This window comes from Spirosoma knui (assembly GCF_054780635.1).
Genome location: NZ_BAAGVY010000014.1, coordinates 1 through 12,896 on the forward strand (window position 1 = coordinate 1; position 12,896 = coordinate 12,896).

The 12,896-nt window shown below is 45.5% G+C and carries 11 protein-coding genes and 1 tRNA gene; 11 read left to right on the forward strand and 1 reads right to left on the reverse strand.

Annotation, left to right across the window (positions count from 1 at the left end):
- The 10 genes from ACYVIY_RS23830 to ACYVIY_RS23875 all read left to right on the forward strand — a co-directional run.
- On the forward strand, positions 1-513 hold a 513-nt coding region (locus tag ACYVIY_RS23830), incomplete at its 5' end, for a hypothetical protein (protein WP_460978979.1).
- Positions 514-606: 93 nt separating this feature from the next.
- Positions 607-909, forward strand: a complete 303-nt coding sequence (locus ACYVIY_RS23835; RefSeq protein WP_460978980.1) for a helix-turn-helix domain-containing protein — start codon at positions 607-609, stop codon at positions 907-909.
- A gap of 78 nt (positions 910-987) precedes the next feature.
- On the forward strand, positions 988-2,490 hold the full coding sequence (locus tag ACYVIY_RS23840) for a DUF3987 domain-containing protein (RefSeq protein WP_460978981.1): 1,503 nt from the start codon (positions 988-990) through the stop codon (positions 2,488-2,490).
- A 57-nt stretch (positions 2,491-2,547) separates the two neighbouring features.
- A complete protein-coding gene (locus ACYVIY_RS23845; RefSeq protein ID WP_460978983.1) occupies positions 2,548-3,786 on the forward strand; it encodes a DUF6371 domain-containing protein in 1,239 nt (412 codons plus the stop codon).
- Between the two features lie 44 nt (positions 3,787-3,830).
- Positions 3,831-4,112 carry a DUF5681 domain-containing protein gene (locus ACYVIY_RS23850; protein ID WP_460978984.1) on the forward strand — a complete coding sequence of 94 codons (282 nt, stop codon included), beginning with the start codon at positions 3,831-3,833 and terminating at the stop codon, positions 4,110-4,112.
- Positions 4,109-4,651, forward strand: coding sequence for a terminase small subunit (locus ACYVIY_RS23855; RefSeq protein ID WP_460978985.1), 543 nt, complete (start codon positions 4,109-4,111; stop codon positions 4,649-4,651). The genes ACYVIY_RS23850 and ACYVIY_RS23855 overlap by 4 nt, the downstream gene beginning before the upstream one ends.
- 138 nt (positions 4,652-4,789) lie before the next feature.
- On the forward strand, positions 4,790-6,694 hold the full coding sequence (locus tag ACYVIY_RS23860) for a site-specific DNA-methyltransferase (protein ID WP_460978986.1): 1,905 nt from the start codon (positions 4,790-4,792) through the stop codon (positions 6,692-6,694).
- 6 nt (positions 6,695-6,700) lie between these two features.
- A complete protein-coding gene (locus tag ACYVIY_RS23865) occupies positions 6,701-7,804 on the forward strand; it encodes a Fic family protein (protein WP_460978987.1) in 1,104 nt (367 codons plus the stop codon).
- Between the two features lie 114 nt (positions 7,805-7,918).
- A complete protein-coding gene (locus ACYVIY_RS23870; RefSeq protein ID WP_460978989.1) occupies positions 7,919-10,585 on the forward strand; it encodes a restriction endonuclease in 2,667 nt (888 codons plus the stop codon).
- 65 nt (positions 10,586-10,650) lie between these two features.
- Complete coding sequence (locus ACYVIY_RS23875) at positions 10,651-11,247, forward strand: hypothetical protein (protein ID WP_460978990.1); 597 nt, start codon at positions 10,651-10,653, stop codon at positions 11,245-11,247.
- 91 nt (positions 11,248-11,338) lie between these two features.
- Here the strand turns inward: ACYVIY_RS23875 and ACYVIY_RS23880 are convergent.
- A tRNA-Ile gene (locus ACYVIY_RS23880) sits at positions 11,339-11,412 on the reverse strand.
- A gap of 141 nt (positions 11,413-11,553) precedes the next feature.
- Between ACYVIY_RS23880 and ACYVIY_RS23885 the strand changes: the two genes are divergently transcribed.
- Positions 11,554-12,834, forward strand: a complete 1,281-nt coding sequence (locus ACYVIY_RS23885; protein ID WP_460978991.1) for an HD domain-containing protein — start codon at positions 11,554-11,556, stop codon at positions 12,832-12,834.
- Positions 12,835-12,896 lie beyond the last annotated feature (62 nt).

Sequence of the window (12,896 nt, forward strand, 5' to 3'; positions counted from 1 at the left end):
TCAGTAAAGACTATGAATGTGGCGTTAGTTCCCACGAATCGTTTGTGTATTTATCTAATATCAACCGGATGCTCAAGCATTTTTAAACAGGTTCTAAATTATGTAGAAGAAGCTATTAATTCTATACAGATAAGAATGATTGACTTTACCCCTGTTGAATCTGAAACGAATGGAACTGACGGAAGCGGTATGCTCAGCAGGTTAAGTAACGCTCAGACGGTCTTACTCATTTACTATACTCTAAAAATCTTCGGACTTGAACCAAGAAGAGGCATGGACGTTACGCAAGCAGCTAAAGTAGCTCATTTGCTGACGGGCAAGGAATTTAACAAGATTAACAATTCTGACCTTTATCAGAAGTTTAAGCAGGTACCAAACTTTAAACATGACAAAAGTTTGATAGAGGACTTAGAAATAATCAAACCGTACTTCGTTCGAGCGCAACTTAACGAAGCGGTCAAAATGATTGATAATGAGATAGAAATAGCTAAATCAGAAAGGAATAAAAGGTAATAAGCAAAATATAGAGTACTCCATAACTCCCCCCCACGAGCCAAAACGAAGCAAACCTTTGTCTCAACGAAAACCCAATAAATCGTTGAGCAAATGGAGAACGTTGTTTTCACCCAACTATCAATTCCCGAAGTTCGGCAACTGTTCCGGCAAGAACTGGAGCACTTCTTTACGGACCGCCCGTCCGCCCCGCCAACCTCAGCCGTTAACGCGGAGAACTTATCTACCCGCCAGAAAACGGCCAAACAATTAAATATTAGTCTGCCTACGTTGGACGATTACACCCGACGCGGAATTATTCGCGGGTATCGGGTTGGTCGTCGTGTGCTATACCGCCCTGAAGATGTTGAAGCCGCTTTGACTGAGATTAACTCTATTAAGTACCAACGGGTCTGAACCCGACCGTACCTAAAACAAAACCGGGCTTGTCCCCACAAACCCGGCTTCTAAAAGAACCTCAAACAGAGCAACGCTATGACAAACGATGCTTCACAGCGCAAATATACGACGTTGAAACGTACGCCCAATGTTGGCCCCGTTTTCAACTTTGACGCGTGGACAGCCAGCCAGCCCGAAACGGTTATTCCCATTGAGGAATTACAACAGGAAGCCGACCCCACCCCGCCCGACAATTCGGACGGTTTGCAAAACGGTAGTTTCCAAACAGAAACCGAAACACCGGAAACCGAATTTTTCACCCAGGCTATTTTTAATAACCTACCTGACATCTTAAAAAATGGTTGTTCAATCCTTACTGACCGCATCGAGAAAGAAGTTTTCTTGGTGGGTGCATTGGGCGTTGTTAGTGGGCTGTTGCCCAACGTCCGAGGTTTCTATGATACCCGGTTTTATAGTACTAACTTATATTGCTATGTTTTAGCCCGGTACGGTTCCGGCAAAGGAGCCTTAAGCCTTTCTTACCTGTTGGGGGCTGTTGTACATCGACGAAAAAAAGAGCAATATGAGCAAGCATTAATTGAGTACAAAGCCGACCTTGCCCGGTATAAAAAAGACCTAAAAGCATTTCAGGCCGATAAGAAAGGTTTGATTGAAGAGCCAACCGAACCCGACCAACCGCCTTTAACACTGCTGTTTATTCCGGCTAACAATAGCCGAACCGGAGCCTTTGAATTGCTGAATAACAATGAGGGCCGGGGTATCATTTTTGAGACTGAGGGAGATACGTTGGCCGATTCCGTAAAGCAGGATTACGGCAATTACAGCGACGGTTTACGGAAGGCGTTTCACCATGAATCAATAGCCTATTACCGACGGACGGGCAAAGAACACTGTGAGATTGAAAACCCGGAAATGTCGGTTATCCTCAGCAGTACGTTCGACCAGCTACTAAACCTGATGCCAACTGCTGAGAACGGTTTGTTTAGTCGGTTCCTGTTCTACAACCTGACACCGAACCCGAATTTCAAAAACGTATTTGATTCGCGTAAGAGTGTTTACCCGGTTCACTTCGGGAAGATTGGCGAACAACTTGCCGAAACATACGACCATCTAATAAGTCTTGCTGAGCCGCTAACTATTCAACTAACGCCCGAACAGGAAGGCCGGTTTATTCAACTCTTTCAGCAATGGAAAGACGAAATACGTGAGTTTGTCAGTGAAGATTTAGACGGTTCCGTAAATCGGTTAGGTCTGATTGCTTTTCGGATTGCTATGCTGTTTACGACGCTCAGAGCCTTTGATACAGGGGGAGTTGCCGACGTGCTGACCTGTTCAGATTTGGATTTTGATAACGCCCTGCTCATTGTAAAAATGCTGAAACGCCATGTTTTACGGCTTTATGACCAGCTTCCCAAACCAAAGCAAAGCCAGGCTACTAATAAGTTTTTGGCAAAAGCAGAACAACTACAAAAGGCCCGGAAACTATTCAATGAGGGTAAAAACTATCCTGAAATAGCGGCTGAGGTTTTAGGCGATGCTAAGAAGAAAGGAACTATTTGGAAATGGCTAAACGCATAAGGTTAAGTTTCCCCGTTTCCGGTTTCCACTTGGAAACGGGGTCTTTTTAAGCAGATAATGAACCAGCACCGCTATACCCTGCAACCCTACAAAGGAATGAGCACCCGGTACACTTGCCCGGCTTGCGAGAAGCAAAAGCAACTGAGCCGGTATATGGATACTGAAACAGGCGAACTATTACCGGACCATGTAGGCCGCTGTAATCGGGAATCTGATTGCGGATACCACTACACACCCCGCCAATACTTTGAGGATAACAAAATTTGGCTGAATGATAAAACAGGTACGGGGGACCGAACGGTTTATCAGCCACCTAAACCCGCCCGCCCTGTTCTGCAACCGTCTTACATCCCGTTTGAGTTATTTCGGCAAAGTCTGAACCAGTACCACCAAAACGAATTTGTCAGCGGCTTATATAGCCTGTTCAATACCGAAATCACAAACGATTTGATTAGCCGGTTTTATATCGGTACGTCTAAACACTGGCCAGGGGCAGCTGTATTTTGGCAAGTTGATAAGAGCGGCCACATTCGGACGGGTAAGGTTATGCTGTATAACTCGCTAACGTTGAAACGGGTTAAACAGCCTTTCAATCATATTCATTGGGTGCATAGCATTCTGACCAAACAAGGCCAGTTGGCCGAATTTGAGTTAAGCCAATGTTTGTTTGGGTTGCACCAGTTGAGGAACCAGCCCAATAACCGTCCGATAGCCATTGTAGAAAGCGAAAAAACGGCTATTCTAGCAACGGCCTATTTACCAAACTATATTTGGTTGGCTTGCGGTAGTTTGAGCAACCTATCAACCGACAAGCTGCTACCCATAGCCGGACGATCTATCACGCTGTTTCCCGATCTGAACGGTTTTGAGAAATGGAGCCAAAAGGCCGAAGAACTACGGACCGTTATTGGTGAAAAAATTAAGGTGTCGGACATATTGGAAAAACGGGCTACTGAATATGACCGGCGAAAAGGCTATGATCTGGCCGATTACCTGATACGCAACCGTGACCCGATTGCGGGTTGGGCGTTGACTGATGCTGGCTACCCACTCTTCTGGGATTATCAACCCTTTACCATTGCAGTTGAGCCAACAGAAGATACCTCTTCAACGAAGATAGAAAGCATTGTGCAAGAGCCACCCTCTGCTAGGACACCCGTAACCCCTTTGCCTTTAAGCATGACCGAGCGGACTTTGCACCGAATGAATGAACGTAACCCGGTCTTGCAATACCTAATTAAACAGCTTGATTTAGTCAACCCTAAAACCGGCGAACCGTTCAGGCTGGCAGTTTAAATGCAGGTGAATAACAGGTGAAAAACAGGTTATTTCTCAAAATAATGCGAAACGATATTTATAAAGACGGCATAAAAACCCGTTTTCAGACAGGACAGAGCGGCAACCCCAAAGGAAGGCCCAAAGGAAGCCGGGGAAAGGCCAAACAAATACGGCAAATTTTAGGCGTGACAACCAAAACGGATAATCAACTAAATAAGGAGACAGCCACTTTGAGCCTTGAAGAACTCATAACGATTGCTCTGGTAGCTAAAGCACTGAAAGGAGATACAGCCGCTTATTGTGCCATTATGGATTCTGCTTACGGAAAAATACCACGCAAATGACACCCGCCAACCAAACCTTAACCGCCCGCCAACGCAAATTTGTTGAGGTGTTTTGTGATTGCCTGAACGCAACAAAAGCAGCCAGGGTAGCGGGTTACGCCCACACCAACGCCCGTATTATTGGCCGTCAGAACTTAACAAAACTTAACATTGCAGCTGCTATTGAAGAGCGATTAGCCCAAACGGTAATGACACCCCAAGAAGCCGCTTACCGGCTTAGTATTTTGGCAAGGGGTACGTTTGCCGATTTTTTGGTAGTTGACCCGCTAACTAAATCAGTTCGTATAGACCTCAGTACGCCCGACGCTCAGGAAAATTTACACGTGTTGAAAAAGGTAAAACAACGTCGAACCGTCCGGCACACCAAAGAAGGGTTGGTTGAAACATTTCATACGGAGATAGAACTTTACGACGTGTTAGACGCGCTTTGGAAAATTCTGCAACTGCATACCAAATACCAGCCCGCCATACATAACCAACCCCAACCGGCTACCGTTGTAGTTTATCAGTTGCCAGACGGTCAGAACATTACGTTTTAAGTAAGATTTACTAAGTTCATGCAAACCGGGTTGCTCATTCTATAAATAGGTAGAAGCGGCCCGGTTTCTGCCTTTCTTCTCTAAAGATTTAGGTCGTAACAGTGTAACTTGCGGCCCATTTTTGCCCAAAACCCATCTATGGACGGCCTTTCGCTCAACATTGCCCAGGACCGACTCAGCCAGCTACGGCAACTTTTACCTGAAGTGTTTCGAGAAGATCAGATTGACTTTGAAGCCCTAAAAACCATTTTGGGCGAACAGATTGCCCCCCCTACTCAGGAACGCTACGGCCTGACGTGGGCCGGTAAGTATGACGCTTACCGCGAAATTCAGAAACAGACAACCGCAACTCTTACACCCGACCGGGCCAACAGTATCAATTTCGATACGTCGGATAATATCTTTATTGAGGGCGAAAACCTGGAAGTCCTGCGCGTTCTGCAAAAGAGCTATTACGGTAAGGTGAAAATGATTTATATCGACCCGCCGTATAATACGGGTAATGATAGTTTTGTTTATCCTGACGATTATATTGAACGGCAGGATGCCTACCGGAAACGTTCTGGCATTACGAACGAAGCGGGCTTTTTGAACAAGCAGGACTTATGGAAAAAGAACACGAAGGAAAGCGGCCAGTTCCATAGCGTTTGGTTGTCAATGATATTTCCCAGACTATTTCTTGCCCGAAACTTGTTAAAAGATAACGGCGTAATATTTGTGTCGATTGATGACAATGAGAAAGATAATCTCAAAATCCTGTTGGATGAAGTCTTTGGACTTGAAAACTTTATCGCCTGTATTTGTTGGCAAAAACGCTATGCACCGTCGAACGATACCATCGACTTTTCCCCTACGCATGATTTTGTTTTAGTGTATGCCAAAAACCGAAAGACTAACGACTTAGGTAAGATATTACCAACCGTTAACCGACTCGAACGAAGCGACGAACAAAATAAAGCGTATAAGAATCCTGATGACGACGAACGAGGAGCTTGGAAGACGGGCGATTATACTTGCAATAAGACGGCCGAACAAAGGCCTAACCTTTATTATCCAGTAACTCAGCCATACACCAATGAAGAAATTTGGCCGAGCAAAACAGCTGTATGGCGATATAGCCGGGAAAAGCATGAACGGAACGTCAATGAAAACAGGGTTTGGTGGGGAGTCAATAAAGATAACAAGGTACCAGCCTACAAACGCTTTTTGAGTGAGGTGCCAAACATCATTGCTCAAACGTGGTGGACTTATCAGGAAGCCGGACACAATGACGAAGCAAAGAAAGAGTTTCAGAAGTTATTCCCCGAAGCCGAATCAGCTTTTGATACGCCTAAACCGACCAAACTAATTAAAAAGATTATTCAGCTTGGTTCGGAAGCTGAGGAAAACGATATTATTCTAGACTTTTTCGCCGGTTCGGCCAGCACTGCACAGGCCGTTATTGATCTAAATAAAGAAGACGGGGGCAATCGTACCTTTCTATGTATTCAACTGCCTGAACTGTTAGACTCGGGTAATGATGCCTATAAAATTGGGTACAAAACAATTGCTGACATAAGCCGGGCAAGAATCCGTAAAGTCATTGAGAAGCAAACCCAAAAACAGAACGGCCAATTACAATTTCAGGAATCTGAGCCGTTAGGGTTCCAGGCTTATAAACTAACCCAAACTCATTTTAAAGTATGGCGTTCAGACCTATCCAGCCCGGCTGATATTTTGGAACAGTTAGACATTTTCCAGTACCCCCTAACGGACGATTATCAGACCGAGGCCCTGTTTACTGAACTACTCTTAAAGGCCGGGTATTCGCTTACTGTTCCTGTTAAACGGGAAGATTTGGCCGGTGTTCCGGTGTACCGGGTTAACAACGGTACTACATACATGGCGTTAGACGGTGTTAGCCGTGAACTTATTGAAGCCTTAACCGCCCGGCAACCTCAGCGGCTCATTACGTTAGATAAACTATTCAACCAGGATAATGAACTACTGAGTAATACCCGCTTACAATTACGGGAAGCCGGTATTGAATTTGCTATAATCTGAAAACGTATGCCAACCGCTACTGTTCCTGACGAATTGCCCTTACCAGAATTGAACTGGGGCCGCTTTGTTACGCTCATCGGTAAGGCAAACGCTGCATTAGCCCGTTACGACGGGATTTTACAGAGCATACCCAATACCGATATTCTTCTTTCGCCCTTAACCACACAGGAAGCGGTTTTGTCGTCTCAGATTGAAGGGACACAGGCGACTTTAGAGGAGGTGCTACGCTATGATGCCGACCCTCATATAAAGGTTGACAACGTAGAAGATATTCGGGAAGTCGTCAATTATAGACGAACGCTTCAACACGCTAACAAACGGTTGACCGAGGACGATTTTCCGCTATCGTTACGGCTAATCCGTGAAATGCACAAGCTACTGTTGAGTAGCGTTCGGGGCCAACATCGAGACCCCGGCGAATTTCGACGTATTCAGAACTGGATTGGTAAGCCGGGGTCAACAATTAATACGGCCCGTTATGTGCCACCCGCGCCGGACGAGATGCAAAAAGCACTCAATAATTTTGAGTTGTATCTACATTTTAACGATTTGGACGCGCTTGTTCAGTTAGCTATTGTCCATGCTCAATTTGAGATAATACACCCTTTCTTAGATGGTAATGGGCGAATTGGTCGGCTACTGATTCCACTCTTTTTGTTTTACAAGGAAGTGCTATCAAGCCCGATGTTTTATATCAGTGCGTATTTTGAGAGTGATCGAAAAACATACTATGACCAGCTTTTAGCTATTACTGAACACAACGATTGGGGCGGATGGATTGAGTTCTTCTTGAACGCTTTGATTGTACAGTCTGAGAAGAACCGCGACAAGGCTAAAGCTATTTTGCAACTCTATGACACAATGAAGATCAAAGTTGTTGAGGTGACGCGCTCACAGTTTGCTATTCAAATTCTTGACTTTTTATTTAACCGGCCAATCTTTTCGAGTACGGATTTTTTAGAGCAAACAAATATACCAGAGACCAGCATCAGAAGGCTTCTGAAAGCGTTGACTGAAGCCGATGTTTTACGGATTCTGGAAGTAGGGTCTGGTCGTAGGTCAACGATATATTACTATGAAGATCTGTTAGCCATAACACGAATTAAATAGTCTACGTTGACCACCACCAAAAACGGACTACGTGTCTTGTCCGCCATTTTATTGAATATGTGGTGGACAAGATGTGTAGACAACCATCAACGGTTCCCTAAATTCAACGGCCAGATGAAATTACAGTTTGACAGCAATCAGCATTACCAGCAAACGGCTATTAACTCCGTTGTCAGTCTGTTTCAGGGCCAACCCTTGCACCAAAGCGACTTTGAAGTAACATTTTCCGACTTTGGGAGTGGCTTAGTCCTTACTCAGAACGGAGTAGCCAACAACCTGATTTTAACAGACGATCAATTACGAATCAACCTGAAAACGGTTCAGGACAGCAACCAACTGGCCAACGGAACCGACTGGCACGGGCGGAACTTCACGGTTGAAATGGAAACCGGAACCGGCAAAACCTACACCTACTTACGCACCATCTACGAACTTAATCAACGGTACGGATTCAAAAAGTTTGTTATTGTCGTTCCGAGTGTAGCCATACGAGAGGGAACGCTAAAAAACCTAACTATCACCCAACAGCATTTTCAAAACCTGTATAATAATCCGGCTTTGGATTACTCCGTATATGATAGCAAGAAACTCTCAGCACTACGGAGTTTTGCAACGGCCAACAGTCTGCAAATTCTGGTACTGAATATTGACAGCTTTACCCGTGACGATAACGTTATCAATCAGTTGAGGGAAACGGGCGTTCGGCCAATCGAATACGTTACCAGTACAAACCCAATTGTCATTATTGATGAACCGCAAAACATGGAAACAGCGGTTCGGGCAAAAGCGATAACCGATCTAAACCCGCTGAAAACCTTACGGTACTCAGCCACACACAAGAATTATTACAATCTGGTTTACCGGCTTTCGCCGGTAAAGGCTTATGAGTTGGGCTTAGTTAAACAGATTGAAATAGACGGCATACAGGCTGAGCGTGATTATAATGCGGCCTTTATTCAGTTGGAAAGCATACAGGCGGCAAAGCGTAACATTCGCGCCAAACTGACAATCTACGTTAACGAGGCTACGGGCGTTAAAACTAAAACCCTAACGGCTGAGGTAGGATCTGATTTGTTCGCCCTGTCCAATGGCCGGGCTATGTATCAAGACGGCTTTATTATTAACAGTATCAATGCCGCTGAGGACTGCTTAGAGTTTTCTAACGGGCTTGTTCTGAACGTTGGCCAGTCGCAGGGGGGGCTGAATGACGATGTACTGAAGTTCATGGTAAAGCGAACCATCGAACGACATTTCGAGAAGGAACGCCGGTTATCAAAGAAAGGAATCAAAGTACTCTCTCTGTTCTTCATTGACCGGGTAGCTAACTACCGGGGGTATGATGCCGGGGGCAATGTGCTACCCGGTAAGTTTGCCCAATGGTTTGAGGAACTCTATACGGAGATAGCCGCCCGCCCAATTAACCAGGGCATTATTCCGTTTAACGTAGCCGACATACATAACGGCTACTTTTCGACCGACAAAGGCCGGGCAAAGGATACCAACGGAGCCACCAAAGCCGACGATGAAACGTACAACCTGATAATGAAGGATAAGGAGCGGCTGTTAAGCAATGAGGAGCCGTTACGCTTTATCTTTTCGCATAGTGCCTTACGGGAAGGTTGGGATAATCCAAACGTATTTCAGATTTGCACCTTGAACGAAAGCCGGTCTGAACTCAAAAAGCGGCAGGAAATAGGCCGGGGTTTGCGGCTGTGCGTAGACAGTGAAGGCGTAAGGATTCAGGATAAGACGATTAACGTTTTAACCGTCATAGCAAACGAAACGTACCAGGACTTTGCTAATACTCTGCAAAAAGAAATTGAAGAGGATACGGGCGAATCGTTTAAAGGCAAGATCAGGGATGCCAACGAAAAAGCCCAAATCAAGTTCAGCAAACAATTGATACCGGACAACTACCCGGAATTTTTTGAGTTGTGGGATAAGATTAAAAACCGGACTCGTTACCGGGTATCTTACGACACCGCCGAACTAACCAAACGGGCAATTGAAGAGGTCCGCAAAATGCCGCCAACGGTAAAGCCGCAAATAGTTTCTGAAACGGCCTTGCTGGATATGGAAGAGGGTAGGGGGGTAACGGCTCAGTTAGTAGGCCGTCGGCAGAATAAGACCCGCCCAACGGCTCAGCCAATACCCGACGTTTACGCTTATATTCAAAGCAAAGTTGATTTAACTCGGCAAACCATTTTTGAGATACTAAAAGGCTCAGAGCGATTAGCAGAGATCACGAACAATCCTCAGCAATTCTTGGATAACGTGGTATCCTGTATTCAGCGAACGTTAAACCGACTAATGGTCAACGGCATTAAATATGAACGGATACAGGGGCAGGAATACGCTATGCAACTGTTTCAGGATGAAGAGATAGAAACGTACCTCAGCAACCTATTCAAAGTCAGCAAAGAGCAGAAAACACTATTCAACTATGTACCCATTGATAGCGACGTTGAAAGCAAATTTGCCCGTGAATGTGAAGCCGACGACAACGTAAAATTCTATTTCAAACTACCCAGGGGTTTTAAGATTCCAACACCCATAGGTAACTATGTTCCTGATTGGGCCGTGCTGTTTGAAGGTAGCCAGCGTATCTACTTCGTTGCCGAAACCAAATCAACATTGGACACCCAACTACTACGGGAAATTGAGAAACTCAAAATAGATTGCGGTAAGGCTCACTTTGCCGAATTTGAAAGCAACAGCGTTCGATTTTGGCACGTTGACAGTTTGAAAGGATTACTTGCAAAAGCCGACAATGAAGATTAAAACCCTGTCTTCTCTAAGAATTTAGGTTTATATTGTACAATAACTATCTGTGTACAATGGGGAGAATGCCGACCTTTCGAGACAATTACAACGACTTGTTAAAATTCAGCTTAGCAGATCTGAAACGACATGGTTATATGATCGGTTGGTGTTCAGCTGCTTTAACATGGTCCCGTAACGGTAACAAACGGGCAGCAATTAATATTGCTGTTAACCTCAGCAGCTTATGGCCAGGTAACTACGTTCAATTAGACTATAAGGTTGATAAACACCCAATGAGTTACCGGATTGGATTAGTACAAGTTCCGAGCAACTTAGGCAAGGGTCAAGTATGGTACTTTGTTTGCCCACTAACGGGCGAACGTTGCCGAACGCTTTACAAGGCTGGTAGGTATTTCGCTTCACGTAAAGCCCTCAAAGGAACGCTGTATGAAAGCCAGACCTACTCTAAGTATTACCGTTGGTTAGATAAGACGTTTGGTCCTGAACTCAAATTAGATGGTGTTTACGAAGAAGTTTATAAGCGATACGCCAAAAAACATTATCGCGGTAAGCCAACCCCGAAAATGAAGAAGGCGTTGAAGTTAGAACGGGCCTATGATGTGGTTAAAGGAAGGTCACCCAAAAGTTTTGAGGAGTACTTTCAGGACAACTTTAGATGAAGTTCTGATAGCCCGTCAACAAACCCGTCAACAGAAAAATTAAAAACCCTTGCAAGTTCCTAATTTGCAAGGGTTTATTTTGTTTTGTATGTGGGCCAGCCAGGACTCGAACCTGGGACTTACTGATTATGAGTCAGGCACTCTAACCAACTGAGTTACAAGCCCATCGCCGATTGATTGCTCAGTTTCAGCAACGCAAATTTACGAAAATATTTAGACCAAAATAGAGACGGAACAGGATTTTCGCTCCGAATTCTGGTTATTTCGTATGACGGCCAGTTGCAAACCTGTCTGGCAGCGCTTTACATGCCAACGCCCAACAAGAAAAAAATTCTGAATGATCCGGTCTACGGCTTCATTACGATTCCGTCGGATCTTTTATTTGATCTGGTCGAACATCCGTATTTCCAGCGGCTACGGCGCATTAAACAACTTGGCTTGTCGGAATACGTCTACCCGGGCGCTTTGCATACGCGGTTTCATCACGCACTGGGCGCTATGCACCTGATGGGCGAGGCTACCCACACGCTCCGGGGGAAAGGCCACTTTATTTCCGACGAGGAATGCGAAGCCGCTCAGGTGGCTATTCTGCTACATGACGTTGGACATGGTCCGTTTTCGCACGTATTAGAATGTTGCCTACTCGATAACGTCCCGCACGAAGCCATATCGTTGCTGCTGATGCACGAGTTAAATCAGCAGTTCGGCGGACGCCTAACGATGGCCATCCAGATGTTTGAAGGAACCTACGAACGGCCGTTTTTTCACCAGCTTATTTCGAGCCAGTTGGATATGGATCGCATGGATTACCTGAATCGGGACGGATACTATACCGGGGTGGCCGAGGGGGCGATTGGAGCTGAACGGATTATTAAAATGCTGGATCTGGTCGACGATCAACTGGTGGTGGAAGCCAAAGGGATCTTGAGCGTTGAAAATTTTCTGAACGCTCGTCGGCTGATGTACTGGCAAGTGTATCTGCACAAAACGTCGATCTGCTGTGAGTCGATGCTGGTCCAGATGTTACGTCGGGCGCGATTTCTGGTTCGTCAGGGCGACTCCCTGTTCAGCGAGTCGGCTTACTCGGCTCCTATTTACGCGCCGGATGCATTCATGCTGTTTCTGCGGGAAAGTGTTACGTTGGCCGATTTTCGGACGAACCGAACGTACCTGAACGCATTTACCCAACTGGACGATTACGACATCTGGTCGTGCATAAAGCAATGGGCCTTACACCCGGATGTGATCCTGTCCACGCTTTGCCGGATGCTTCTCGATCGCAACCTGTTCAAGATTATCTTATCGACCGAGCCGTTTGCGGCTGAACTGGTGGATGAACTGGAAGATCAGCTCCGCCGAATGGGCGTTTCAGACGAGAGTTTATCCTACTTTTTGGTGGAAGGCCAGGCTACGAACGCAGCGTATCTGCCGTCGCAGGAGCGAATAAATATCAAGCTAAAATCCGGTAAGGTCATTGACATTGCCGATGCGTCTGATTTGTCGAATATTCAGGTGCTAACCAATATTGTACGTCGCTATTACGTCTGTTGGGCAAAAGGGTTGGAATTTAACGCAGTGGTGCAGTAAGCAACGTATGAATAGCTCATTTCGAGCACACAGACCTCTTACCCTGCAGTTCGCTGAGTTCC